At 39.7% G+C, this 26394-nt stretch carries 20 protein-coding genes, 1 pseudogene and 1 other annotated feature; of the genes and pseudogenes, 18 read left to right on the top strand and 3 right to left on the bottom strand.

Annotated features, from left to right (window positions below; translation table 11 throughout):
* Positions 1-163: 163 nt before the first annotated feature.
* Both ABES02_RS17350 and ABES02_RS17355 read right to left on the bottom strand, forming a co-directional pair.
* Positions 164-409 carry a hypothetical protein gene (locus tag ABES02_RS17350; protein WP_430137479.1) on the bottom strand — a complete coding sequence of 82 codons (246 nt, stop codon included), beginning with the start codon at positions 407-409 and terminating at the stop codon, positions 164-166.
* 133 nt (positions 410-542) lie between these two features.
* Complete coding sequence (locus ABES02_RS17355; protein ID WP_430137482.1) at positions 543-1019, bottom strand: DUF2321 domain-containing protein; 477 nt, start codon at positions 1017-1019, stop codon at positions 543-545.
* A 288-nt stretch (positions 1020-1307) separates the two neighbouring features.
* On the opposite strand from ABES02_RS17355, the gene ABES02_RS17360 reads away from it, so the two are divergent.
* The 8 genes and pseudogenes from ABES02_RS17360 (at position 1308) to yihA (ending at position 12092) form a co-directional block, all read left to right on the top strand.
* Positions 1308-2129, top strand: coding sequence for an RNA ligase family protein (locus tag ABES02_RS17360; protein ID WP_430137484.1), 822 nt, complete (start codon positions 1308-1310; stop codon positions 2127-2129).
* Positions 2130-2432: 303 nt separating this feature from the next.
* A pseudogene (locus tag ABES02_RS17365) lies at positions 2433-2845 on the top strand (group I intron-associated PD-(D/E)XK endonuclease).
* 85 nt (positions 2846-2930) lie between these two features.
* Positions 2931-3956 (top strand): tetratricopeptide repeat protein, encoded by a 1026-nt coding sequence (locus ABES02_RS17370; RefSeq protein ID WP_430137487.1) that lies wholly within the window; start codon positions 2931-2933, stop codon positions 3954-3956.
* Positions 3957-4123: 167 nt separating this feature from the next.
* Positions 4124-5401, top strand: coding sequence for a trigger factor (gene tig, locus ABES02_RS17375; RefSeq protein WP_430137490.1), 1278 nt, complete (start codon positions 4124-4126; stop codon positions 5399-5401).
* 373 nt (positions 5402-5774) lie between these two features.
* Positions 5775-7034 carry an ATP-dependent protease ATP-binding subunit ClpX gene (gene clpX / locus ABES02_RS17380; RefSeq protein WP_223591105.1) on the top strand — a complete coding sequence of 420 codons (1260 nt, stop codon included), beginning with the start codon at positions 5775-5777 and terminating at the stop codon, positions 7032-7034.
* A 284-nt stretch (positions 7035-7318) separates the two neighbouring features.
* Positions 7319-8986, top strand: coding sequence for an ATP-dependent protease LonB (lonB, locus tag ABES02_RS17385; protein ID WP_430137493.1), 1668 nt, complete (start codon positions 7319-7321; stop codon positions 8984-8986).
* Between the two features lie 200 nt (positions 8987-9186).
* On the top strand, positions 9187-11514 hold the full coding sequence (lon, locus tag ABES02_RS17390; RefSeq protein WP_430137495.1) for an endopeptidase La: 2328 nt from the start codon (positions 9187-9189) through the stop codon (positions 11512-11514).
* The gene (gene yihA / locus ABES02_RS17395) at positions 11511-12092 is read left to right on the top strand and encodes a ribosome biogenesis GTP-binding protein YihA/YsxC (protein WP_430137497.1); all 582 of its coding nucleotides are present in this window, start codon (positions 11511-11513) and stop codon (positions 12090-12092) included. The genes lon and yihA overlap by 4 nt, the downstream gene beginning before the upstream one ends.
* 31 nt (positions 12093-12123) lie before the next feature.
* Here the strand turns inward: yihA and ABES02_RS17400 are convergent, their stop codons facing one another.
* The gene (locus ABES02_RS17400) at positions 12124-12612 is read right to left on the bottom strand and encodes a LiaF transmembrane domain-containing protein (protein ID WP_430137500.1); all 489 of its coding nucleotides are present in this window, start codon (positions 12610-12612) and stop codon (positions 12124-12126) included.
* 280 nt (positions 12613-12892) lie between these two features.
* On the opposite strand from ABES02_RS17400, the gene hemA reads away from it, so the two are divergent.
* The 10 genes from hemA to ABES02_RS17450 all read left to right on the top strand — a co-directional run bounded on the left by hemA (position 12893) and on the right by ABES02_RS17450 (position 26379).
* A complete protein-coding gene (gene hemA / locus ABES02_RS17405) occupies positions 12893-14236 on the top strand; it encodes a glutamyl-tRNA reductase (RefSeq protein WP_430137503.1) in 1344 nt (447 codons plus the stop codon).
* A gap of 16 nt (positions 14237-14252) precedes the next feature.
* A complete protein-coding gene (gene ccsA / locus ABES02_RS17410) occupies positions 14253-15086 on the top strand; it encodes a cytochrome c biogenesis protein CcsA (protein WP_430137506.1) in 834 nt (277 codons plus the stop codon).
* Positions 15087-15105: 19 nt separating this feature from the next.
* Positions 15106-16044 carry a hydroxymethylbilane synthase gene (gene hemC, locus ABES02_RS17415; RefSeq protein ID WP_430137509.1) on the top strand — a complete coding sequence of 313 codons (939 nt, stop codon included), beginning with the start codon at positions 15106-15108 and terminating at the stop codon, positions 16042-16044.
* The gene (locus ABES02_RS17420; RefSeq protein ID WP_430137512.1) at positions 16038-16820 is read left to right on the top strand and encodes a uroporphyrinogen-III synthase; all 783 of its coding nucleotides are present in this window, start codon (positions 16038-16040) and stop codon (positions 16818-16820) included. The genes hemC and ABES02_RS17420 overlap by 7 nt, the downstream gene beginning before the upstream one ends.
* Complete coding sequence (hemB, locus tag ABES02_RS17425; protein ID WP_430137515.1) at positions 16820-17800, top strand: porphobilinogen synthase; 981 nt, start codon at positions 16820-16822, stop codon at positions 17798-17800. Before ABES02_RS17420 ends, hemB begins: the two co-directional genes overlap by 1 nt.
* Before the next feature lie 23 nt (positions 17801-17823).
* Positions 17824-19110, top strand: coding sequence for a glutamate-1-semialdehyde 2,1-aminomutase (gene hemL / locus ABES02_RS17430; protein WP_430137518.1), 1287 nt, complete (start codon positions 17824-17826; stop codon positions 19108-19110).
* A 327-nt stretch (positions 19111-19437) separates the two neighbouring features.
* Complete coding sequence (gene spoVID / locus ABES02_RS17435; RefSeq protein ID WP_430137520.1) at positions 19438-20553, top strand: stage VI sporulation protein D; 1116 nt, start codon at positions 19438-19440, stop codon at positions 20551-20553.
* A gap of 89 nt (positions 20554-20642) precedes the next feature.
* Positions 20643-21674, top strand: coding sequence for a spore coat protein YsxE (gene ysxE / locus ABES02_RS17440; RefSeq protein ID WP_430137523.1), 1032 nt, complete (start codon positions 20643-20645; stop codon positions 21672-21674).
* A 382-nt stretch (positions 21675-22056) separates the two neighbouring features.
* Positions 22057-22290 (top strand) — a binding site (T-box leader).
* Between the two features lie 50 nt (positions 22291-22340).
* On the top strand, positions 22341-24983 hold the full coding sequence (locus tag ABES02_RS17445; protein ID WP_430137526.1) for a valine--tRNA ligase: 2643 nt from the start codon (positions 22341-22343) through the stop codon (positions 24981-24983).
* A 73-nt stretch (positions 24984-25056) separates the two neighbouring features.
* Positions 25057-26379 (top strand): bifunctional folylpolyglutamate synthase/dihydrofolate synthase, encoded by a 1323-nt coding sequence (locus tag ABES02_RS17450; RefSeq protein ID WP_430137528.1) that lies wholly within the window; start codon positions 25057-25059, stop codon positions 26377-26379.
* Positions 26380-26394: the final 15 nt, after the last annotated feature.

The following is a 26394-nucleotide window of genomic DNA, read 5'->3' on the forward strand; positions in this document are numbered from 1 at the left end:
TTTTTATGATGCCATAAACACATTACAGAATTTAATACCACCATATTATAATGAGGCTTCCTACTGGGGGTCTTTTTTATTGCATTGAAAACAAGAGGCAAAATCGTATTTAAAAAGCACCCCGAAGGATGCTTCATTAACGCTGTCTGTTAGGTTTTGATTTTTACATATACATTGATCTCATCATTTTATGTAGTTCATCTTGTCCCTTACGTTTTATAACGCTAAGTGCGTAATCTCTTTCGATGTTCAAGTTTTCTGTTACTTTTATAATACTGTTTGTATATGCATACTCCATAATTATTGCCTTGTCTAACGTATCTGCTTCGAAAGACTCTACTAAATCGACATAATGCTGCAATCGTTTAATTTCGGCTTTTGCTCTATCTACAGTAATCAACTTTGTCATCGTACACCTCCCCTCTTACAGAAGGATTCGACAAAAGGACTTTGATACCTTTCGACAATATTGTGTACAGGTGGAAAACAACTTTCACAACAAATAATATTCAACAAAATAGCACCCCGAGGGATGCTTTTTTTTATGAACCTATTAAAAGTTTCTTTGCATATTCACTTGCAATATCAACAATAATGTTTTTTAAACCATTTGCAATCTCTACCTTGGCTTTAGGTAATAGTTTCTTAAATCTAATTGCAGCTAATTCGGTTCTTGGTCCCTCTATTAGTAGATCATCAATGGTACCCTTTAGTTTTTCTCTTTCTTCTTCAGAAAGTTCTTCTATTTCATCTGCTAGTTCTTTTGCTGCCTTTAACTTTTCTTTAATCCACGGATAAGGACTTCCACAATTATAACAATGCTTTGGAGCAAATTGTAAGTGTTCATACCCTACCCCATAATCCAAATCTCCTCGAATATTTGATTTGCAATCTGGACATTCGTGGATAGTTTTAGATCCGCACTCTTGGCAATAATTTTGATTATCAATGGGATAACCCTCGAAGTTTCCGTTTATTACGTGTCCGTTTAAACAAATTTGAGCTGTCTGATATGACATAAGCATCTCTCCTTTAATTTAGTATTCTATAAAAGGATTTATTTTCCTTTTTCTAAATTGCAAAATTGTGTGTAGACCAATTTTTTAGGGGAGGCACATGGTGATTATTGTATATTGTGCTTTATGTGGGTACGAGAGAAATCTTAAACAGATCCATATTATACATCAATTTGTGTACAGATACTTAAAGAATGACTCATTTACATGAAGATTAAGGAACAATAAGCCCCCATTCTTTTCCATTAAATTTACAGTTGTTATTTGTTAAAATGATAGTGAGGTGGTTTTATGTTTATATCGCCAATGTTATTGAATAAAACGGATCAACCGTTTGATTCAGACGACTACGTTACTGAACTGAAACTCGACGGCATCCGTTTAATATATTCAGTTGATGACGCTGGTAAAGTCCGTTTATATTCACGGCACAATAACGAAATCACATCAAAATTCCCCGAACTTTATAACCTAGACATTCCGCCAGGCACGGTACTTGATGGTGAGCTAATCGTCAGTGACAAAGACGGCAAGCCTGACTTTGAAGCTGTAATGAGTCGGTTTATGAGTTCTAAAGATAAGTCACAGATAACTTTCGTCGCTTTTGACGTGATACAGCGCAAAGGTGAACGGATCACTAACTTACCATTACTTGAACGTAAGGAAATACTTCAGGATATAGTTCCACATGATACTTCACTAATTGCTAAGACTCAATTCATTGAGGGGCACGGTTCAGCGTATTTTGATGCAATCAAAGAGCAATCCCTGGAAGGAATCGTCTTAAAACGTAAGGATTCCCGTTATGAAATCGGTAAGCGGTCACAATCGTGGTTGAAAGTGATTAATTATCAGTATTCAGATGTTTTTGTGGTTGGATACCGGAAGCAGCCAAAGGACTTCGGATTGTTGTTAACATTCGAAGATGGTCGATATGCAGGGGTAATGGAACTCGGTGTTCCTTTGTCTGAACGAAGGTATGTCTACGGGAAGCAAGTAATTCGTGAAGAGAATGATTTCACGCTTATCGAGTCGATTAAGTGTCGGGTCAAATATCGTAATTTAACGAAGGCAGGGCTATTACGTCTTCCTAGTTTTGTTGAGTGGGCGTAAATCTCGTCCACTCTTTTTTAGAGGTAAAATCGGTATTTCACGGTTTCTTTCTATTTATATATCGTGTTATAATGAAAACGGTCGAAAGTTCGGCAAATGACCGTATCAGTGCCCGATTCAAAAGCGTTGATATAGCGTACGTTGGTGACGAAAGTCATAGTGGTAAGCTAAGCCGTCGGTCGGGAGTTCGAATCTCTCCTGGGACGCCATACTACATACCAGACATTAACTCACTTATGAAAGTGAGTTTTTTTTCATATTCAGGGATAAAAAAATATTTTGTTCCGATAAGGATGTGGGTTTATGGAACATCATACAAAACATAAAGGTGATTTAGGTGTTTTAAAGGCACAAGTTGATCTTTATGAAAAGGGGTATATGATTCTACACCCTCAAACAGAGCATGCTCATTTGACCTAGTGATTTATAAAGATCAAATTTTTAAAAGAGTGCAAGTAAAATATAAGGGGCCAAATGTAAAAGGGATATTAGAAGTTAGATTTCGTTCTTCCTACAGTACAAGTAAGGGATCAGTAAATAAAAATGTGGATAAAAATCAAATTGATGTTTATTGTATTTACTGTCCTCAAACAGATGAATGTTGTTACTTTGATCCTAAGTCTTTCAATAGTTCATTTAGCCTAAGAATAGATGCGCCCAAAAATAATCAAATGCTAAATGTGAAGTTTGCAAAAGATTATCGAGAGATTCCGTAAAAAAACTCACCCAACCAGGTGAGTTTTTTTTATACCCTAATTATGCTACACTATTTTCCAACGACATGCCGAAGGACGGATTTTTATGAAAAAGCGGGAAAAAGCGAAACGGATAGATAATATAATTTTCTTTCCCGGAATCGAAAAGCGATTAACAGATAAAGGCTTAGAAAGCCTCCATAATAAAAAATTCCAAGAAGCAATTACCCTTTTAGAAGAAGCAAAAGAACTCGATCCTGAAAATGATGAGATCTTAATCGGACTCGTTCTTGCCTATTTTGAAGCAGCATCTTTTAAAAAAGCAAAAAAACTCGCCAATGAAATGCTATTAAAAGGCATTGGCGACTATTTTCAAATGGTTGATCTCTATTTAACAGTCCTAATTCAACTCCACGAATACCAAGAAATCGTCTCAACCATTGAAGCGCTATTAGAAGAAAAAGAAATTCCACCTGAAAAACATGACCATTTTTTAACCATCCTGCAATTCAGCCGTAGAATGGCCGAAAATCGCAATCTAGACATAAATGAGATAGAGCCGAAGGAGGAGACTCCGCAACGGCTAAATCTATTATCGATTAATAATCTTAACGAGCAAATGTTGCTTGTTTCGAATCTTGCAGAAAAAAACATCCGACCATATGTCCCTGAGATAGAAGAATACCTCAATGCAGAAACAGGACATCCATTTCTCAAAACAATATTGTTAACACTACTCAAAGAGCAGGAAATTGAACGAGAAATAACAATTACAAAATTCACACAACAAAAAACAGTCATCCCAACACAACTGCCGGAGGTCAGACTCCAGCCCAGAATGTCCGAAATAAAAACTTTATTAGAAAATCGCCTCGAAAGCACTGACCCTGTTCTCTTTGAAAATATCATTGGATTAGTTGAACGAATCTTCTTCATGAGCTATCCCTTTGAGATACAACCGGAAAATACAGCAACTTGGGCTGCGGCCTTCCACATACTGGCACAAGAATACATGGGAATGGAGCCAGAAATAAAGGAAACTGCGAAGGAGTATAGGGTTACACAACAAGAAATCGAGCAGGCAAGAACCCAAATTGAGCTAATTGAGAAAATTTCTTATCCTAATATATAGGCTACAGTGTTGAAACACAGCAATCCTGTGTTATAATGTAGGGGTTGCATTGTGTAAAAAACTATATTTTACATTAAAAAAATGGAAATGACTTGATGGACAAGTCATATTCCGACTCTAAATTCGTTACGAATGAAATGAGAATAGATGTTGGAGGGAAAATAGGTATGACAGCAAAATGGGAAAAATTAGAAGGAAACCGCGGCGTCCTTACAGTTGAAGTAAGTGCTGAAGAAGTAAGCAAAGGTTTAGACGCAGCATTCCAAAAAGTTGTTAAGCAAGTAAACGTTCCAGGCTTCCGTAAAGGGAAAATGCCTCGACCAATGTTTGAAAAGCGTTTCGGTGTAGAATCACTTTACCAAGATGCATTAGATATTATTCTTCCTGAAGCTTACGGAAATGCAATCGATGAAACAGGAATCGAGCCAATCGACCGTCCTGAGATTGACGTCGAGCAAATGGAAAAAGGCAAGGAATTGATCTTCAAAGCAACTGTTCAAGTTAAGCCTGAAGTAAAATTAGGCGAATACAAAGGCCTAGAAGTTGAAGAGCTTGAAGCAACAGTTACAGACGAAGATGTACAAAAAGAATTAGAAACTCTTCAAAACCGTCATGCTGAGCTTGTTGTTAAAGAAGATGTTCCTGCTGAAAATGGTGATACAGTTGTTCTTGACTTTGAAGGATTCGTTGATGGCGAAGCTTTCGAAGGCGGCAAAGCTGAAAACCACACACTAGAACTTGGTTCAGGATCTTTCATTCCTGGATTTGAAGAGCAGCTAGTTGGAGTAAAAACAGGTGAATCTAAAGACGTGGAAGTAACATTCCCTGAAGAGTACCATGCAGCAGAACTTGCTGGCAAACCAGCTGTTTTCAAAGTAACTGTTCATGAAATCAAAGGAAAAGAACTTCCTGCATTAGATGACGAGTTTGCAAAAGATGTTGACGAAGAAGTTGAAACATTAGATGCATTAAAAGAAAAAATCAAAACTCGTTTAGAAGACAGCAAAAAGCATGAAGCAGAACACCACCTTCGTGACACAGTAGTGGAAAAAGCTGCTGAAAATGCAGAAGTTGAAGTTCCAGAAGTAATGGTTTCTAACGAAGTAAACCGTATGCTTCAAGAATTTGAACAACGCCTGCAAATGCAAGGTATGAACCTTGAGCTATACTTCCAATTCTCTGGTCAAGACGAAAATGCCCTTCGTGAGCAAATGAAGGAAGAAGCAGCAACACGCGTAAAAGTGAACTTAACACTTGAAGCAATTGCTAAAGCTGAAAACCTTGAAGCAACTGACGAAGATGTAGAGGCTGAGCTTGAAAAAATGGCTGGTATGTACAACATGTCAGTGGATGCAATTAAGCAAGCACTTGGCGGCGTTGAAGGCATTAAAGGTGAGCTTAAATTTAAAAAAGCTATCGATTTTCTTGTTGAAAACAAGAAATAATTATTAAATAAACGCAAGGCACGATTTTGATCGTGCCTTGTTTTATACATTTTTTCAATTACATATTATAATTATGTCAGGGAAACCTTTTTAACAATGGGCAGGAAAACAAGCTATACATAACGAATAATAATTTCCATACAGCTTTTAGATTTATTTTTAAAAATTATGGCAAAGATTAATGAGTACATAAGTTTCAAATCGGTGCATCTCCAAACAAATAAAAACATAAAGCATTTTAGTTCCAGTCCATTGGCCAAATATGTTACAATGCAAAATACATACCATTTTAGAAATAGTTTGAACTCGGCTTTTGTTTGGATTATCCACCAGCTTCAATTAGGGTTATAACACGTTTCGAGGGGTGAAAGAGTTGTTTAAATTTAATGATGAAAAAGGACAATTAAAATGTTCATTCTGTGGAAAAACGCAGGATCAAGTCCGTAAACTAGTGGCAGGGCCGGGAGTTTATATATGTGACGAGTGCATTGAGCTTTGCACAGAAATCGTCGAGGAAGAGCTTGGAACAGAAGAAGAAGTAGAATTTAAAGACGTTCCAAAACCGAAGGAAATCTGTGAAATCCTTGATGAGTATGTCATCGGTCAGGACCAAGCGAAGAAGTCGCTGTCTGTTGCCGTTTACAACCACTATAAGCGCATCAATTCCAATAGCAAGATTGATGACGTCGAGCTTTCTAAGAGTAATATTGCTATGATTGGGCCAACAGGAAGCGGGAAAACGCTTTTAGCACAAACATTAGCGCGCATTCTGAATGTGCCATTTGCCATTGCTGATGCAACGTCTTTAACAGAGGCTGGCTATGTTGGTGAAGACGTAGAAAATATTTTATTAAAATTAATTCAAGCTGCTGATTATGATGTAGAAAAAGCAGAAAAAGGCATTATCTACATTGATGAAATTGATAAAATTGCCCGTAAATCGGAAAATCCTTCTATTACAAGAGATGTATCCGGTGAAGGCGTACAGCAGGCATTATTAAAAATTCTTGAAGGTACAGTGGCAAGCGTTCCACCTCAAGGCGGCCGCAAACACCCACATCAAGAATTCATCCAAATTGATACAACCAATATTCTATTTATCTGCGGTGGAGCGTTTGATGGAATTGAACCGATTATTAAGCGCCGTTTAGGACAAAAAGTAATTGGTTTTGGTGCTGATCCAAAGCAAGCAGAGATTACATCAAAAGAGCTTCTTTCAAAAGTATTGCCTGAGGACTTGCTGCGATTCGGTTTAATCCCTGAATTTATTGGCCGTCTTCCAGTTATTGCAAGCCTTGAACAGTTGGACGAGGCGGCATTAATTGAAATTTTAACAAAACCAAAAAATGCGCTTGTAAAACAATATCAAAAAATGCTTGAAATTGATGATGTTGAGCTAGAATTTGAAGAAGGCGCATTGACTGAAATCGCGAAGAAAGCGATTGAACGAAAAACGGGTGCCCGTGGATTACGTTCAATCATAGAAGGAATCATGCTTGATGTCATGTTTGACCTTCCTTCCCGCGATGATATTACAAAGTGTATCATTACAAAGGAAACCGTCATCAACAACAGCGTTCCAAAGCTAGTGTTAGAAGATGGAACAGTTGTTGTGGAAGAAAAATCAGCATAGTTTTTGAGGTCCTGACTTTTGTCAGGTCCTTTTTAATGTAATTTAATTTTACAAAAATTGTCTATATAGACAAAATCATCGAAAAAATAGACAATGGCCCAAAAAAAATAGACAATTCCCCATGAAAAATAGACAAAACCACCAAAAAATTAGTCAAAACTTTGAAATACAGTCCTAGTTCAAATTTCCATCTCACCAGTTTCTTGCATTTTGTGGTTTATTCCACCACTCCACAGGAAATACTTATTAATATCTATAGAGTACAAAGTGCTGGAGGGAAAAAGATGAGTTGGACGGGGATTGCTTTATTTATACAGCTGTTTTTTGGAATCATCATTGGGCTGTACTTTTGGAATTTGCTCAGAAATCAACGGACTCAAAAGGTTTCCATCGATCGGGAATCCCGAAAAGAAATGGAACAGCTGCGAAAAATGAGATCAATATCATTAACAGAACCATTATCAGAAAAAGTACGACCTTCAAGCTTTCAAGATATTGTCGGACAAGAAGATGGAATAAAATCATTAAAAGCCGCCTTATGTGGACCCAATCCGCAGCATGTGATTATTTATGGACCTCCGGGTGTCGGCAAAACAGCAGCAGCCCGACTCGTATTGGAGGAAGCAAAAAAGAATGCGAAATCACCATTTAAACGCGAATCCGTTTTTATTGAACTAGATGCGACTACAGCGCGATTCGATGAGCGGGGGATTGCCGACCCGTTGATTGGCTCTGTCCATGATCCCATTTATCAAGGGGCAGGAGCAATGGGACAGGCTGGGATTCCGCAGCCGAAACAAGGTGCGGTAACAAATGCACATGGTGGAGTTCTCTTTATCGATGAAATCGGCGAATTACATCCGATTCAGATGAACAAGCTTCTAAAAGTTTTAGAGGATCGCAAGGTTTTCCTCGAAAGTGCTTATTATCACGAGGAAAACCACCAAATTCCAACCCATATACATGATATTTTTAAAAATGGCCTTCCAGCCGATTTCCGCTTAATCGGGGCGACGACAAGAACACCAAGTGAAATACCACCAGCTATTCGTTCACGATGTATGGAGGTATTCTTCCGCGATTTAAATCAGGAAGAAATTGTGACTGTAGCCAAAAAAGCGGCAGAAAAGGTGAATTTGCAAATAAGTGAAGCTGGTGTGACGACCCTTTCTACCTACGCCAGAAATGGCCGTGAAACGGTCAATATGATTCAAATTGCAGCGGGACTTGCGATTACAGAAGACCGCGATTTTATCAAAGATGAGGATATTGAATGGGTGATTCATTCCAGTCAAATGACTCCGAGAATGGAACGAAAAATAAATGAAATTTCCCATGTAGGCCTTGTCAATGGACTAGCTGTTTACGGTCCGAATTCCGGTGCTCTTCTTGAAATTGAGGTAACAGTGATTCCGGCAAAAGAAAAAGGAACGATCAATATTACTGGAATTGTTGAAGAAGAAAGTATTGGCGGTCAAGGAAAATCCATTCGCCGTAAAAGTATGGCCCGCGGTTCGATTGAAAATGTTATAACCGTCCTGCGTTCGATGGGGGTTCCTGCCAATGACTATGATATTCATGTAAATTTCCCAGGCGGTATCCCTATTGATGGTCCATCAGCAGGCATCGCGATGGCGACTGGGATTTATTCGGCTATTTATAAGATTCCAATCGATAATACGGTGGCTATGACAGGCGAAATCAGTATCCACGGGAATGTAAAGCCAATTGGCGGCGTTTATCCGAAGGTAAAGGCAGCGAAGAAAGCCGGTGCCAAAACGGTGATTATCCCGGAAGAAAATATGCAAACCATTTTAAATGAAATCGATGGTATCCGTATCGTTCCAGTTAATCATTTGCATGAGGTATTTGAAATTGCTCTGAAAAATAATTTTGGAAAAACTACCGCTATCCCTGCATCGGTGGAACTTTCAAAAAAAGAGTCGATTTAACAAAAACTTCGGTTTGTTAATAAACAAACCGGAGTTTTTTTGTGAGAATGTTGGGGAAAATAATTATATTGAGAAAGAGATAATCTGAAGAATCTCTAAAAATAGACACAAAAAACTAAATGAGATAGAATTGTACAACAAAGACTATTCTGTTTTATGAAAGTAGTAAAAAAGAATTATGCATGTGGAGGTGCTGTATTATGGCGAAAAATAATGAATTGCTCGTCCCCCTCCTGCCGCTTCGGGGATTGCTGGTATATCCGACTATGGTACTACACTTAGATGTAGGCCGCGACAGATCCGTCCAGGCACTCGAAAAAGCAATGGTAGATGATCACTTAATTTTTTTAACCACTCAAAAGGATGTCTCGATTGATGACCCTTCTGAAGAGGATTTATACAAACTTGGAACCTTAACCAAAGTAAAGCAAATGCTTAAACTTCCTAATGGTACGATTCGTGTTTTGGTAGAGGGCTTAAGCAGAGCGGAAATCGTTTCTTTTTATGATGAAGAAGATTACTATTCCGTCACCATCACCACATATGATGACCCGGAAACAAAAGATGTGGAAGATCAGGCCTTGATGCGAACGATGCTTGATTATTTTGAGCAATACATAAAATTATCGAAAAAAATCTCAGCCGAAACATACGCATCAGTTGCCGATATTGAGGAACCAGGAAGAATGGCCGATATCATCGCTTCCCATTTGCCAATCAAACTAAAGGATAAACAAGTAATCCTTGAAACGATTGATGTGAAACAAAGAATGAACACAGTGATTGACACGATTCATAATGAAAAAGAAGTCCTCAATCTCGAAAAGAAGATTGGTCAGCGTGTCAAACGTTCAATGGAAAGAACGCAAAAGGAATATTATTTGCGTGAACAGATGAAGGCGATTCAAAAGGAATTAGGCGATAAAGAAGGAAAAACAGGTGAAATCGCTGAGCTCACAAAAAAGATAGAGCAAGTAGGAATGCCAGAGCATGTTCTTCAAGCAGCAATGAAGGAATTAGACCGCTATGAAAAGGTTCCAACCAGCTCAGCTGAGAGCGCGGTAATCCGCAATTATATTGAATGGCTGATTTCCATCCCATGGTCAAAAAAGACTGAGGATGACATCGATATCCTTCGGGCTGAAAAAATCTTAAATCAAGATCATTACGGACTTGAAAAAGTGAAAGAACGTGTGCTGGAATATTTGGCGGTGCAAAAGCTGACAAACTCCCTAAAAGGACCAATTCTCTGTCTTGCCGGACCTCCAGGGGTTGGTAAAACGAGTCTGGCCCGCTCAATCGCAACTTCGCTCAATCGTAACTTTGTTCGTGTATCCCTTGGCGGAGTTCGTGATGAATCAGAAATTCGCGGTCATCGAAGAACGTATGTCGGTGCCATGCCAGGACGAATCATTCAAGGAATGAAAAAAGCAGGAACAATTAATCCGGTATTTTTATTAGATGAAATCGATAAAATGTCGAGTGATTTCCGTGGCGACCCATCTGCCGCTCTATTAGAAGTTCTAGACCCAGAACAAAATCATAATTTCAGTGACCATTATATAGAAGAAACTTACGATTTATCCAAAGTGATGTTCATCGCAACGGCGAATAACCTGTCCACCATTCCGGGACCGTTATTAGATCGAATGGAAATCATTACGATTGCTGGCTATACGGAGATTGAAAAGGTCCATATTACACGCGATCATTTGCTGCCAAAGCAAATTAAAGAAAATGGTCTTTCAAAAAACACTCTTCAGGTGCGCGATGATGCGATTTTAAAAGTGGTCCGATATTACACTCGGGAAGCTGGGGTCAGAAGCCTTGAGCGTCAAATGGCAACCATTTGCCGGAAAACGGCGAAAATCATTGTATCTGGTGAAAAGAAACGCGTCGTCATCACTGATAAAAATGTGGAAGAGTTTTTAGGAAAACCAAGATTTCGCTATGGGCAAGCGGAAACGGAAGACCAAGTAGGCGTGGCAACGGGCTTAGCTTACACAACGGTTGGCGGTGACACGCTGCAGATTGAAGTTTCCTTGGCTCCTGGTAAAGGAAAGCTTGTTCTGACTGGTAAACTTGGAGATGTTATGAAAGAATCGGCTCAGGCTGCTTTTAGTTATATTCGTTCTAAAGCCAAGGAGCTTGGAATTGATGAAGACTTCCATGAAAAATATGATATTCATATTCATGTGCCTGAAGGAGCTGTTCCCAAAGACGGCCCATCTGCAGGGATCACAATGGCCACTGCGCTTGTATCAGCCTTAACAGGCAGACCAATTCGTCGTGAAGTGGGAATGACCGGTGAAATTACATTACGTGGAAGAGTCCTTCCGATTGGCGGATTAAAGGAGAAAACACTCAGCGCCCATCGTGCTGGGCTAACCAAGGTCATCCTACCTAAGGATAATGAAAAGGATATCGATGATATTCCGGAAAGTGTTAGAAATGAATTAGAGTTTGTTCCAGTTACACATGTAGATGAAGTTTTGAAGCATGCTCTATTGGAAGGCGGAGCAGAATGAAAGTAGTAAGTTCAGATATCGTAATCAGTGCGGTAAGACCAGAGCAATATCCAGAAACGGAATTGCCTGAATTTGCACTAGCAGGCCGGTCAAATGTCGGCAAATCTTCATTTATCAATAAAATGTTGAATCGGAAAGGGTTAGCGCGGATTTCTTCTAAGCCTGGAAAAACCCAAACATTAAACTTTTTCCTAATTAATGAAATTCTCCATTTTGTCGACGTCCCTGGGTATGGATACGCCAAAGTGTCCAAAACGGAGCGGGCAGCCTGGGGGAAAATGATTGAAACGTATTTTACAACTCGTGAGCAATTAAGGGCCTGTGTACTAATTGTGGACTTGCGCCATCCGCCAACCCAAGACGATGTGTTGATGTATGATTTTTTAAAGCATTACGGAATCACCTGTGTTGTCATTGCAACTAAAGCGGATAAAATCCCAAGAGGGAAATGGCAAAAGCATTTAAAAGTAACACGTGAGACATTAGATCTTGACCCCGATGATCATCTTATTATTTTTTCCTCGGAAACAGGCGAAGGAAAAGATAAGGCATGGTCAATCTTACAAAGTTATATGTAAACAAAAACCGCTTGGCAAATGTGCCAGGCGGTTATTTTTTCTTTTTTAGTAAAAAATAAATACCAACAACAATTAAGAGAACAGGCCAAAATTTCCAGACCAAGCTCATACCGTTTTGTAATAATCCAAAATATCCAGCAATTTTATCATAAAAAAGCAGCAACACAGCTAAAATGAGAAATAGGAAGGCTTGAAACAATCCTGTGTTTGTTTTTTGAAATCTAAGGAAGAATCCGATTGAAATAATTAATATTAACATCCCGATTGTGTTAGTTGGCCAAAAGGATACGTGGCCGACGAGGTGAAAATGAAGACCAAACCCACTCATGATAACACCAGGTAAAATGGCCTCATGATCATTGGCACCAAACCCTTGACCTAGAAAGGCAATTCCCACAATAATGAGTAAAGTAGGCCAGGTGAAAAATTGTTGAAAAATAGTAATCCCTGCTTGCTGCAATAAAAAATAGGCTCCAAATCCAATCATAATAATCCCAGGAAAAATTCGCTGATTTTTCATTGAAAAACACCACTTCCAGTAAGGTTCACTTGAATATCGTCGATTTTTTTGATACTGTACATAAGGAAGTATTTTAAGAAAAACGACCTAATTATATTTTATTAAGAAAATGTAAAGAAAACATTGTTATTATCTTTTTAGTTCTTTTGGCAATTGGCCAATTGATTTTATATTAACATATACTTTCGTTTTATGTTCACATTTTTCGAGTAAAAGTCGAAAATGGTCGTGATATAATCAATCTAGTTAATCATGTTATAAATGGGGGTGTCCTTGAATAATGCATATATTAGTTGTCGGTTTAAATTATAAAACTGCCCCTGTGGAAATCCGTGAGCGGTTAACCTTTAGTGAGACCGATCTTGTGGATGCCATTAAAAAATTAAACGCTAAAAAAAGCATCCTGGAAAATATCATCTTGTCTACATGTAATCGTACGGAAATTTATGCGGTCGTCGATCAGCTACATACAGGCCGCTATTATATTAAAGAATTTCTCGCTGAATGGTTTGGAATGGAACAAGCAGAATTTTCTCCTTTTCTTTTCATAAATGAAGACGATGGTGCGGTGGATCACTTATTTAATGTGACGTGCGGCTTAAACTCCATGGTTTTAGGGGAAACTCAAATCCTTGGACAGGTGCGAACAAGCTTTATGCTTGCACAAGCTGAGGAAATAACAGGTTCCGTGTTTAACCACTTGTTTAAACAAGCGATTACTCTTGCCAAGCGTGCTCACTCTGAAACAGAAATTGGGGCAAATGCCGTTTCTGTCAGCTATGCAGCTGTTGAACTGGCGAAGAAAATCTTTGGTTCGCTTGCGAATAAGCATGTATTGATTTTCGGAGCAGGAAAAATGGGTGAATTAGCGGCACAAAACCTACACGGCAACGGTGTTAAAAAGGTAACGGTGATTAACCGTACGTATGAAAAAGCTCAACTTTTAGCTGGGCGTTTTAGCGGTGAAGCAAGAACGATGGATGAATTGCAGAAATCGCTAATTGAGGCGGATATCCTAATCAGCTCAACGGGAGCGAAGGATTTTGTCATTACAAAAGCAATGATGGCGAAAGTAGAAAAAATGCGGAAGGGCAAGCCATTATTTATGGTGGACATTGCGGTACCGCGTGACCTAGATCCAGCCATTTCTGAGCTTGAAAACGTCTTTTTATATGATATCGATGATTTAGAGGGCATTGTGGAAGCCAACCTGCAAGAGCGCAAAAAAGCAGCGGAAAAAATCATGCTTATGATTGAAAAGGAAATCGTCGACTTCAAGCAATGGTTAGGAATGCTTGGCGTCGTTCCTGTCATTTCAGCTCTACGCGAAAAGGCACTTGCGATCCAGGCTGAAACGATGGAAAGTTTGGAACGAAAGCTTCCGAATTTATCAGATCGCGATATAAAGGTGTTAAATAAGCATACGAAAAGTATCATTAACCAGTTATTAAAAGATCCAATTTTACAAGTAAAAGAATTGGCTGCAAGACCGAATGCCGAACAGGCAATGGACTTATTTATGAAAATATTTAATATTGATGAGCTTGTTCAAGAACAACAATCGAAAGCAGCCGAAACCAATAAAATATCGGTTACAGAAGCGCAGGCTTCCTTTCAGTCATAAGGGGGCCCCCTGAATTATGTCTGATGTCTTTATGACTAGGCTTCACGAATTTACAGTCGTTCTGTATGCCTTCAGTGTGTTGTTATATTTTTTCGACTTCATTCACCATAACCGGAAGGCAAACCGTACTGCTTTCTGGTTACTTGCATTTGTATGGGTTTTACAAACGGTGTTTCTATTTTTCTATATGATTAAAACAGGTAGATTCCCTGTACTTACCATTTTTGAGGGACTTTATTTTTATTCATGGGTATTAGTAACATTGTCAATTGGGATAAATCACTTACTTCGAGTCGATTTTATCGTCTTTTTTACAAATATACTAGGCTTTACCGTTATGGCGATTCATACCTTTGCCCCAATGCAATATCATTCACACATTATGGCAAAACAGTTAGTTTCTGAACTTTTATTAATTCATATTACAATGGCGATTCTATCATATGGGGCTTTTTCATTATCGTTTGTTTTTTCATTGTTATACCTGCTCCAATACGATCTTTTAAAAAGAAAAAAATGGGGAACGCGGCTTATTCGGCTTGCAGATTTAGAACAACTTGAAAGATTATCCTACATATTAGCCGTTATCGGTGTTCCTATGCTACTATTAGCGCTCATTTTGGGCTTGCAATGGGCTTTTCTTAAGGTCCCAGGGATGCCTTGGTATGATATGAAAATTATTGGTTCGTTCCTATTACTAACAGCATATAGCCTTTATTTATATCTTCGAATCGTGAAAAACCTTTCCGGTAAAAAATTAGCGATGTGGAATGCAGCATCTTTTTTAATCGTTTTAATTAACTTTTTCTTATTTGGTCGATTATCATCTTTTCATTTATGGTACTCATAATCTAGGAGGCAGTCATGTAATGCGAAAAATTATTGTAGGCTCTAGACGCAGCAAATTGGCTTTAACACAAACAAACTGGGTGATTGAACAGCTTAAAAAATTAGACCCCAGCTTTGAATTCGAAGTGAAAGAAATCGTCACCAAAGGCGATAAAATACTAGATGTTACCCTTTCAAAGGTAGGCGGAAAAGGTCTATTTGTAAAGGAAATCGAGCAAGCTATGCTTGATAAAGAGATTGATATGGCCGTTCATAGTATGAAAGATATGCCTGCTGTACTGCCAGAGGGTCTAACTATTGGCTGTGTCCCTTTCCGTGAGGACCACCGTGACGCCCTTATTTCAAGAGACCATGTGAAGCTAAAGGACTTAAAGCCAGGAGCGATTATTGGTACGAGCAGCCTGCGCCGCAGTGCTCAGCTATTAGCACAGCGTCCTGATTTAGAAATTAAATGGATCCGTGGTAATGTGGATACAAGATTAGAAAAGTTAAAAAGTGAAGAATACGATGCTATTATTTTAGCCGCTGCTGGACTTTCTCGCCTTGGCTGGGCAAGCGATGTTGTGACTGAATTTATCGATGCCGATATTTGCATTCCTGCTGTTGGTCAAGGAGCCTTATCGATCGAGTGCCGTGAAGATGACAAAGAGCTTCTAGAACTGTTTGAAAAATTCACATGCAAGAAAACGGAAAGAGCGGTTCGTGCCGAGCGTGCCTTCCTTCAAAAAATGGAGGGCGGTTGCCAAGTGCCAATTGCCGGTTTTGCTCGTATCGATGAAAACGATGAAATCGTCCTAAATGTTTTGGTCGGTTCACCTGAAGGTCAAGAGATTTTCAAAGAAGAATTAAGAGGTCAAAATCCAGAAGAGCTTGGCGTCCAAGCTGCCGATTTATTAATTCAAAAGGGAGCGAAGGACCTAATTGATCGGGTTAAACGGGAGCTCGAGGGTCAATGCTAAAGCAAAAGCCTTTGCTTGATAAAAAAGTTTTGGTTCCAAGAGGAAAAGATCAAGCAAAATCCTTCTCTCAGCTTGTTGAAAGGTTTGGAGGGATTCCAGTCGAAATCCCTCTCCTTGCCTTTCGACCGATTGAAAAAAATCAGCGCCTTCAAGACTGTTTGCAGGCACTAGATACATATGATTGGCTTATTTTTACAAGTAATGTAACGGTTGAAACCTTTTTTTCCTTTTTAAAAAATGATGCAGGTTCGGTTTTGCCGAAAATTGCTGTCATTGGAAAAAGAACTGAAGAAGTATTAAAGGAAAAAGGGGTCCAAGCTGATTTTGTCCCATCCACTTATGTGGCAGAAGCATTTGTGGAGGAGTTATTACCGATTATTGAGAGCGGTTCAAAGGTGTTAATCCCAAAAGGCAATCTTGCCCGTGAATATATTGCTACTGCCCTGACGGAAGCCGGTGCTCAGGTTGATGAGGTTGTTATTTATGAAACGTATCTGCCGGTAGAAAACCGTTTAAAGCTAGCTCAAATGATCGCAGAAAGACAGTTAGATATTCTAACCTTTACAAGTCCTTCGACAGTGGATCACTTCATGGAGGTAGTAAAGGAACACGGACTGGACGAGCAGTTGTCAAACCTTATTATCGGCTGCATTGGGCCAGTTACCGAGAAAAAATTAATTGAGTACGGCTTAACGGTGCATGCATCACCGAAGGAATATACCGTGAATGAAATGATAAAAAGTACTATCGCCTATTTAGAGATGGAGGAATCATAATGGAACTTCAATTTAAACGACATCGCCGCCTGCGTTCGAGTGCAAGCATGCGTGCGCTTGTTCGAGAAAATCATTTAAAAGCGGAAGATTTCATTTATCCGCTGTTTATTTATGAAGGAGAAAACATCCGTAATGAGGTATCATCCATGCCTGGAGTATTCCAAGTATCCATGGACAATCTTCAAGCGGAAATGGAAGATATCGTTGCCCACGGAATTAAGTCCGTTTTATTATTCGGTATCCCGAAAACGAAAGATGCCTGTGGAGAGCAAGCCTTCCATGACCATGGCATTATCCAGGTTGCAACTCGTTACATAAAAAAGCACTTCCCTGAAATCATTATTGTAGCTGATACCTGCTTATGTGAATACACTAGCCACGGTCACTGCGGCGTTGTTGAAGGTGAAAAAGTCCTAAACGACGAATCACTTGAATTGCTCGTAAAAACCGCTGTTGCTCAGGCTGAAGCAGGAGCAGATATTATTGCACCATCTAATATGATGGACGGCTTCGTTGCGGCAATCCGTGCTGGTTTAGATGAAGCAGGTTTTCAAGAAATTCCAATCATGTCTTACGCAGTAAAATATGCGTCTGCCTTCTATGGTCCATTCCGTGAAGCGGCAGAAGGTGCACCACAGTTTGGTGACCGTAAGACCTATCAAATGGACCCGGCTAATCGGATGGAAGCCTTTAGAGAAGCAGAATCTGATGTTGCTGAAGGCGCTGACTTTTTAATCATTAAACCAGGAATGCCATACCTTGATATCGTTCGTGATGTAAAAAATACTTTTAATTTACCTGTTGTTGTCTATAACGTCAGCGGTGAATATTCCATGATTAAAGCAGCTGCTTTAAATGGCTGGATTGATGAGAAAAAGACCGTCCTTGAAATGCTCATCGGTATGAAGCGCGCCGGAGCAGATTTAATTATTACCTATGCAGCAAAAGATGCGATTCGTTGGTTAAAAGAAGAGGAATAAACATTTTGAAAAGAGGGAAAAGGATGCGTTCATATACAAAATCGATTGAAGCATTTAAAGAAGCCCAAAAACTAATGCCTGGCGGTGTAAACAGCCCAGTTCGCGCTTTTAAATCCGTGAACATGGATCCGATTTTCATGGAACGAGGCAAAGGCTCTAAAATTTATGATATTGATGGCAATGAATATATTGATTATGTTTTGTCATGGGGTCCATTAATCCTAGGCCACACGAACGATCGTGTGGTTGAAGGCCTGAAAAAAGTGGCTGAATTGGGTACAAGCTATGGTGCTCCAACTTTGATGGAAACTGAACTTGCGAAGCTTGTCATTGAGCGTGTGCCATCGATTGAAGTGGTGCGGATGGTTTCATCTGGAACAGAAGCAACCATGAGTGCGCTTCGTTTAGCTCGCGGCTACACTGGCCGTAACAAGATTTTAAAATTCGAAGGCTGCTACCATGGCCATGGCGATTCATTATTGATTAAAGCAGGTTCTGGCGTTGCTACTCTCGGCTTGCCGGATAGCCCTGGTGTGCCTGAAGGCGTTGCTTCTAACACCATCACAGTCGCTTACAATGACCTTGAAGGTGTAAGATATGCTTTCGAACAATTTGGTGATGATATCGCTTGTATTATCGTTGAACCGGTTGCTGGAAATATGGGACTTGTACCTCCCCTTCCAGGCTTCCTAGAAGGTCTTCGTGAGATTACGTCTGCAAATGGTTCACTGCTCATTTTTGATGAAGTAATGACCGGATTCCGTGTCGGATATAACTGTGCACAAGGCTATTTCAATATAACGCCTGATATTACCTGTCTTGGTAAAGTAATCGGCGGAGGTCTTCCTGTTGGAGCGTATGGCGGTCGTGCAGAGATTATGGAGCGAATTGCCCCTGCTGGCCCAATATATCAAGCAGGAACGTTGTCAGGTAACCCGCTTGCGATGACTGGTGGATATGAGACTTTAAGCCAATTAACTCCAGAGCACTATGATGAGTTTATCCGTAAAGGTGATCTTTTGGAGAAAGGCTTTAAGGCTGCGGCTGAAAAATATGATATTCCAATTACCTTTAACCGTGCTGGTTCGATGATTGGCTTCTTCTTTACAAATGAAGAGGTTATCAACTATGAAAAAGCAAAAACTTCTAACTTGGAGTTCTTTGCAGCGTATTATCGTGAAATGGCTGATCAAGGTATTTTCTTACCACCTTCTCAGTTTGAAGGATTGTTCCTATCAACTGAGCATTCGGATGATGATATTGAAAAAACTATTCAGGCTGCAGAGATTGCATTTTCTAAGCTTAAATAATATTGTTTGCAGCACCCACCTTGTTTGGTGGGTGTTTTTTTATGTTGAATAGGTATCGTAGAACTGGTTTAGCGAAATAAATTGAAAAATCGGCGAAATAAATCCAGAAATTCGCGAAAGAAAGCTCCAATTCCGCGAAATAAATCCTCAATCCCGCGAAATAATCATCCAAATCCGCGAAATCATAGCCTCGCCACCCGGAATACAACCACATCACCCGAATCTTTTTCAACTAAAAACGCTTTTTTATCATAAAAAAAACACATGGCTCATAGAGTGTAAGTGACATAGTGATTTTGCGTGAAGGAAACGAAAGGAGGAGTCGCTTTGTCCCAGGAGAATCAATCGTGCCTACGATTTTCCTTGGAGGAATCTCTGTGGTTTAGAAAAGGACAGGAAGTCGAAGAACTTATTTCCATTTCTCTAGACCCGGATATCACCATCCAGGAAAACGATCAGTACGTAACCATACGAGGTTCGCTCGAACTCACAGGCGAATATAAAAGTTACGAAGAAAGCGATGTAAGCGAAGAAGAAGGCATTACCTCACAAAAATTTGTTGAGAGAGTGGATGAACGCGAAGGGGAAGAAGTCTGTGAATTTTCACATCGATTCCCAGTCGACATCACCATTCCTAACAATCGGATTCAAAGCATTTATGATATCGATGTCCTTGTCGAATCGTTTGATTACTCCCTCCCTGAACGAAGCTGCCTGAAGCTTTCAGCCGAGCTCACCATCAGTGGTCTCTACGGAAGCGAGCAGCAGAAAGAGGAGGTTGAAGTAGCTGAGCCTGAGCCTGAGTTTGAATTACTTCACCGATCCGAAACTGTAGAAGATGAAGTAGTTACCGAGGAGGCAGAGGTACAAAGCAATTATCAAGACAACTTCTTGTTTGAAACCGAAGCGAGAAAGCCACTTGAAGAAGAAGAAAGTGTTGATGCGTTACCTAAATTTCCAACCTTCAATTATCAACCGCAGAATTACTATCAAGAAGAGGAAGAAGAGACATACGAGCCAGCCTGGAACTTCCAAGAAGCCAGAAGTAGTGAACCAAAACAAAAAGCTGAGGTAAAACAAGAAGTTGTAGTAGAGAAAGCGCCTGTTCAAAAAGTAGAAGCTGTTGAGGAAGTAGAAGCTTCCGGTGAGGAAAGCTCATCTTCATCATCTTCTTCAGATGATTTCATTACGAAGGTTAAGAAAAAACTGCCTATTAAAAAGAAAAGCATGACGCTGACTGAATTTTTTGCCCGGAAGGACGAAGGTTCAGAACAAGCGAGATTAAGGATGTGTATCGTCCAAAAAGGTGATACGGTTGATAGCCTCGCAGAGCGTTATGACGTCTCCGTTCACAATCTGCTTCGTGTCAACCAGCTCGAACTTAATCAAGATGTTTATGAAGGTCAAGTATTATATGTCCCGGCAACACTTGCCAAAAAATAATTTTTCAAAAAAAGTTGAGCGGGTTTCCTGACCTGCTCAGCTTCATTTAAAAGCAATTTCGCTTTTCCATGAAAGAGAGTTGAGTTCGCATGAGTGACTCGAATCAAATCGAAGAATTTTCACCGATACTAAAAAACTACCTGGTTGAGCCATATTATGTTGAGGATTTTGGAGCAGTCCAAAAAATTTATTCCAACAAAGGAACGTTCGCCCTAAAAAAAATTGCCCCCAATACAGGAACCGATTTTATTCGCCATGTTCATCTTCTTTATCAAAAAGGCTATAATCGCATTGTCCCTATTTATCCAACTATGGATGGCAGGTATGCTGTCTTGCACGAAAATAACCTGTACTATCTAATGCCATGGATGCCGAATGATCACCGAGAAGATCGTCAGCAAAAGAACCACCAGCTTTTTCGTGAATTAGCGAGACTCCACACGCTGTCAGCCAAAGAAATAACAGTAAGCAAAGAAGAACGAACTGAGCATTATGAAACGACGATTCAACAGTATGAAAAGCATCAGGAATTCCTCGATGGCTTTATTGATGAATGCGAAAGAAAGACCTACATGTCACCATTCGAATTGCTGTTTTGTCTGTATTACAATGAAATTAACCAGGCACTAAGATTTTCGAAAACGAAATTTGAAGAATGGTATGAAGGGGAGAAGGAAAACGAAAAGGCCCGTATGGTAATTACACACGGGAAATTATCATCCGAGCATTTTCTCTATGATGACCGAGGGTACGGCTTCTTTATCAATTTTGAAAATGCCCGTTATGGCTCGCCGATTCATGATCTTCTGCCGTATTTATCCCGCGCTTTAAATACTAGTCCGAAACGAAGTGATGATGTCATCGATTGGATTTATCATTACTATAAATATTTTCCGTTTAGAGCGGATGAAAAATTGCTTTTCTATAGCTATCTAGCATATCCGATTCCCATCATCCAAGTGGCAGAAAAGTATTATCGAAAGCAGCGGCCTAAGAATGAATTGAAATTTGTCCGTAAGCTGCAGAATCGATACTGGCATTTGAAAAATTCAGAGTATGTCGTGATGAGAATGTCGGAAATCGATGCACAGCAGCAGCAAGCAAAAGAAGGAGCCCAGTAGCAGAGAAAAACCTGCATAAGGGGCTCCTTAAACCACTTCAAAATATATGGATATGGCAATCGCTATAAAAACCGCTAATAATATTACATCAAAAACGGTTGGTAGTAAGAGTGTTCGAATAAACTGGAAAATAACAAATGGAACAATAAATTGTCCGCATACTCTCCGGCAAGTTCTAAACCAGGGTTGGTATTTAATTTTGTTGAAATTTCCTTTCACCTGGAAAATCTCCCCTTGCTTTTTATGACATTTATTTTATGTATATTCCGCACTTGGTGTAGATTCCCCTAAAAATTCGCATACCGTATAAAAAATAAAAAAATCGGCAATCATGATTGACGTGAAACCTATTTTTTCGGTAGTATAACAATATAATTTAAAAACTTAAGCAAAGACAGGGAAGAGTACGATGCAAGCCTGCTTAAAGAGAGGGAAATCATTAGCTGGAAGATTTCCTAAGCGGAACATCAGAAGGTCGCCCAAGAGCTTCTTCTGTGAACAGGTCTTATGACCCTAGTAGTTGAAGACGGATCAAATCCGTTATCCTGTTAAGTGCCAATCATGAATTTGATTGGAAAAAAGGTGGTACCGCGAAGCAACTCCATTCGTCCTTTTATGACGAATGGGGTTTTTTGTTTTTTCACGGAATATAAAGGAGGCAAAACAATGGAAACAAAAGAATTAACAATGCCAACCAAATACGACCCGCAATTGATTGAAAAAGGTCGTTATGATTGGTGGCTACAAGGAAAGTTTTTTGAAGCAAAAGATGATGAAGGCAAAGAGCCATATACAATCGTTATCCCACCGCCAAACGTTACAGGGAAACTTCATTTAGGTCATGCATGGGATACAACCTTACAAGACATCATGACTCGGATGAAAAGAATGCAGGGCTTTGACGTTCTTTGGCTACCAGGTATGGATCACGCCGGGATTGCAACTCAAGCCAAGGTTGAAGAAAAACTCCGCTCAGAGGGCAAAAGCCGCTATGATTTAGGAAGAGAAAAGTTTGTTGAAGAAACATGGAAATGGAAGGAAGAGTATGCTTCCCATATCCGCCAGCAGTGGTCAAAACTTGGCTTAGGTCTCGATTATAGCCGTGAGCGCTTTACCCTTGATGAAGGTTTATCTGCTGCTGTTCGTGAAGTATTCGTTACCCTTTATAATAAAGGCTTGATTTACCGCGGTGAATACATTATTAACTGGGATCCATCTACGAAAACAGCATTATCAGATATTGAGGTAATTTACAAGGATGTTCAAGGTGCCTTTTATCATATGAAATATCCATTAGCAGATGGCTCTGGACATATTGAAGTAGCGACAACCCGTCCTGAAACAATGCTTGGTGATACAGCCGTTGCCGTTCATCCAGAAGACGAGCGCTACAAGCATTTAATCGGCAAAACCGTAATTCTGCCAATCGTTGGCCGTGAAATTCCGATCGTTGGCGATGATTATGTCGATATGGACTTCGGTTCTGGGGCAGTTAAAATTACACCAGCCCATGATCCAAATGACTTTGAACTTGGTAATCGTCATAATCTTGAACGTGTTCTTGTGATGAATGAAGATGGTTCAATGAATGATAAGGCTGGTAAATATAAAGGCCTAGACCGGTTCGAATGCCGTAAGCAAATTGTGAAAGACCTCCAGGAACAAGGCGTTCTTTTCAAAATAGAAGATCATCTTCATTCCGTTGGTCACTCTGAGCGCAGCGGAGCGGTTGTTGAACCATATCTATCAACGCAATGGTTCGTTAAAATGCAGCCACTTGCTGATGAAGCGATTGCTCTACAAAACAAAGAGAAAAAAGTTAACTTTGTTCCAGACCGTTTTGAAAAAACTTACCTTCACTGGATGGAAAATATCCGTGATTGGTGTATTTCAAGACAACTTTGGTGGGGCCACCGTATTCCTGCTTGGTATCACAAAGAAACAGGTGAGGTATATGTTGGCCACGACGCGCCAGCAGATAGCGAAAATTGGGAGCAGGACAAAGACGTATTAGACACATGGTTCAGTTCAGCGTTATGGCCTTTCTCCACAATGGGCTGGCCAGATACAGAAGCCGCTGATTTCAAGCGCTACTTCCCAACAGATGTCCTTGTAACAGGATATGATATCATTTTCTTCTGGGTATCCAGAATGATTTTCCAAAGCATTGAATTCACCGGCGAGCGTCCATTTAAAGATGTTCTCATCCACGGACTCGTACGTGATGAGCAGGGTCGTAAAATGAGTAAATCCCTTGGTAACGGCGTTGATCCAATGGATGTTATCGATAAATATGGAGCTGACTCCCTAAGATACTTCTTATCAACAGGAACATCTCCAGGACAGGATTTACGTTACAGTACTGAAAAGGTAGAAGCAACCTGGAACTTTGCCAATAAAATTTGGAACGCTTCCCGCTTTGCTTTAATGAACATGGACGGCATGACCTATGAAGAAATTGATTTTAGCGGCGAAAAATCAGTTGCTGACAAATGGATTTTAACTCGTTTAAATGAAACGATTGACCATGTAACAAGGCTATCAGAACGCTATGAATTCGGTGAAGTAGGCCGTGCACTTTACAACTTTATCTGGGATGACTTCTGTGATTGGTATATTGAAATGGCGAAGCTTCCATTATATGGTGAAGATGAAGTTGCTAAGAAAACGACTCGTTCGATTCTTGCCTACGTATTAGACAATACGATGCGTCTATTACATCCATTCATGCCGTTTATCACCGAGGAAATTTGGCAAAACCTTCCTCATTCAGGCGAATCGATTACGACAGCGAAGTGGCCGGAAGTAGATCCAGCCCTTTCTGACGAAGAAGCGGCAGGAGAAATGAAGTTGTTAATGGAAATGATTCGTTCTGTACGGAATATCCGTGCAGAAGTAAATACGCCATTAAGCAAGAAAATCAAAATGCTTGTTAAAGCAAAAGATGAAAAGATTTTAAAATCGATTGAGAAGAACCGTGGGTACATTGAACGATTCTGTAATCCCGAAGAATTAACAATGGGAACAGACGTCCAATCCCCTGAAAAAGCAATGACAGCGGTAATTACTGGGGTGGAAATCATCCTTCCGCTTAAAGGTTTAATAAACATTGACGAAGAAATTGCCCGGCTACAAAAAGAATACGAAAGACTCAATAAAGAAGTAGAAAGAGTTCAGAAAAAATTAAGCAATGAAGGCTTTATGAAAAAAGCACCAGAAAGCGTAGTAGCGGAAGAACGTGCAAAGGAAAATGATTATCTTGAAAAGAGAAGCATTGTTGAAGCGCGTATTAAAGAATTAAAAGGTTAAACAATAAGGAGACGAATCCATCTTGGGTTCGTCTCGCCTTCATTACAAGACAAAACAGATGGAGTGTCATGAAATGTTTACTACATATCAAGAAGCACTAGACTGGATTCACGCAAGACTAAGGCTTGGCATTAAACCAGGCTTAAAACGCATGGAATGGATGATGGACAGGCTTGACCATCCTGAAAATAAACTTAAGGCAGTCCATATTGGCGGAACAAATGGAAAGGGCTCGACCGTTACCTTTCTTCGTTCCATTCTCGAAGCGGCAGGTTATACAGTTGGAACATTCACCTCACCTTATATTGAACAATTTAATGAACGGATCAGTGTGAATGGCAAGCCTCTCAGCGATCAAGAAATCCTAGAGTTAACGAATATTATTCTACCGTTAGCAAATGAATTAGAGGAAACAGAATTAGGCGGACCTACTGAGTTTGAAGTTATCACCGCGATGTCATTCTATTATTTTGCGAATATGAGTAACGTTGATATTGTTCTTTTTGAAGTAGGCTTAGGAGGACGATTTGATTCAACGAATATTATTCAGCCGTTGGCTTCAATCATTACAAACATTGGCCTCGACCACACCAATATTCTCGGAAATTCTTATGAGGAAATTGCTTTTGAAAAAGCAGGCATCATTAAAGTGAGGACTCCGATTTTCACGGCAGTAAAACACCATGGAGCATTAAGAGTCATTGAAGAGCAGGCGGAGAGTAAAGAGGCGCCAATTTTTCGGCTAAATAAGGAATTTTCAATTGCTAATCATATGTCACTTGATAAAGGTGAGGTTTTTACCTTTCAAACCGATACAATAACCATGAAGCAGCTTGAAATCAGCATGATCGGACAGCATCAAACAGAAAACGCAGTACTTGCCGTTTGTGCTGCTCAATATTTGAGTCAAAAGGGCTTCCACCACTTTACCGAACAAGCAATAAGGAAGGGATTAATGTCAGCTTATTGGCCAGGAAGATTTGAAATCCTTTCTGAAAATCCATTTATAATAATTGATGGTGCTCATAATGACGAAGGAATAACTGCACTAGTAAATGAATTATCATCACGATTTGCAGATCGTCATATCCATATTATTTTTGCTGCATTAAGGGATAAAAAACTAGATAAAATGATTTCCAAGCTTGATTCGATTGCTAATCAAATCTCTTTTGTCAGCTTTGATTTTCCGCGTGCAGCTGGAGCGAAAGAATTACTAAATCTCAGCCATTCAAAAAACAAAGTGGCTGTCGATAACTGGAAATCTTATTTAATAGAAGAAATGCAATCCCTTCAACCGAATAGCATGATTGTTGTTACGGGGTCGCTCTATTTTATCTCAGAGGCAAAACCATTTTTATGTAAAAATTTGAAAAATTTGACGATTTCGTTGTGACATTCCTCCTATAAT

This window comes from Neobacillus pocheonensis, from assembly GCF_050477905.1.
Lineage (GTDB): Bacteria > Bacillota > Bacilli > Bacillales > Cytobacillaceae > Neobacillus > Neobacillus pocheonensis_A.

Excerpts from the sequence above, each read along its gene's own strand:
- hemC (WP_430137509.1), top strand. The coding sequence starts at position 15,106 with ATGCGAAAAATTATTGTAGGCTCTAGACGCAGCAAATTGGCTTTAACA.
- hemA (WP_430137503.1), top strand. The coding sequence starts at position 12,893 with ATGCATATATTAGTTGTCGGTTTAAATTATAAAACTGCCCCTGTGGAA.
- lonB (WP_430137493.1), top strand. The coding sequence starts at position 7,319 with ATGAGTTGGACGGGGATTGCTTTATTTATACAGCTGTTTTTTGGAATC.
- ysxE (WP_430137523.1), top strand. The coding sequence starts at position 20,643 with ATGAGTGACTCGAATCAAATCGAAGAATTTTCACCGATACTAAAAAAC.
- tig (WP_430137490.1), top strand. The coding sequence starts at position 4,124 with ATGACAGCAAAATGGGAAAAATTAGAAGGAAACCGCGGCGTCCTTACA.
- hemB (WP_430137515.1), top strand. The coding sequence starts at position 16,820 with ATGGAACTTCAATTTAAACGACATCGCCGCCTGCGTTCGAGTGCAAGC.
- ABES02_RS17350 (WP_430137479.1), bottom strand. The coding sequence starts at position 409 with ATGACAAAGTTGATTACTGTAGATAGAGCAAAAGCCGAAATTAAACGA.
- ABES02_RS17445 (WP_430137526.1), top strand. The coding sequence starts at position 22,341 with ATGGAAACAAAAGAATTAACAATGCCAACCAAATACGACCCGCAATTG.
- ABES02_RS17420 (WP_430137512.1), top strand. The coding sequence starts at position 16,038 with ATGCTAAAGCAAAAGCCTTTGCTTGATAAAAAAGTTTTGGTTCCAAGA.
- ccsA (WP_430137506.1), top strand. The coding sequence starts at position 14,253 with ATGTCTGATGTCTTTATGACTAGGCTTCACGAATTTACAGTCGTTCTG.
- yihA (WP_430137497.1), top strand. The coding sequence starts at position 11,511 with ATGAAAGTAGTAAGTTCAGATATCGTAATCAGTGCGGTAAGACCAGAG.
- ABES02_RS17450 (WP_430137528.1), top strand. The coding sequence starts at position 25,057 with ATGTTTACTACATATCAAGAAGCACTAGACTGGATTCACGCAAGACTA.
- ABES02_RS17355 (WP_430137482.1), bottom strand. The coding sequence starts at position 1,019 with ATGTCATATCAGACAGCTCAAATTTGTTTAAACGGACACGTAATAAAC.
- ABES02_RS17400 (WP_430137500.1), bottom strand. The coding sequence starts at position 12,612 with ATGAAAAATCAGCGAATTTTTCCTGGGATTATTATGATTGGATTTGGA.
- lon (WP_430137495.1), top strand. The coding sequence starts at position 9,187 with ATGGCGAAAAATAATGAATTGCTCGTCCCCCTCCTGCCGCTTCGGGGA.
- ABES02_RS17360 (WP_430137484.1), top strand. The coding sequence starts at position 1,308 with ATGTTTATATCGCCAATGTTATTGAATAAAACGGATCAACCGTTTGAT.
- ABES02_RS17370 (WP_430137487.1), top strand. The coding sequence starts at position 2,931 with ATGAAAAAGCGGGAAAAAGCGAAACGGATAGATAATATAATTTTCTTT.
- hemL (WP_430137518.1), top strand. The coding sequence starts at position 17,824 with ATGCGTTCATATACAAAATCGATTGAAGCATTTAAAGAAGCCCAAAAA.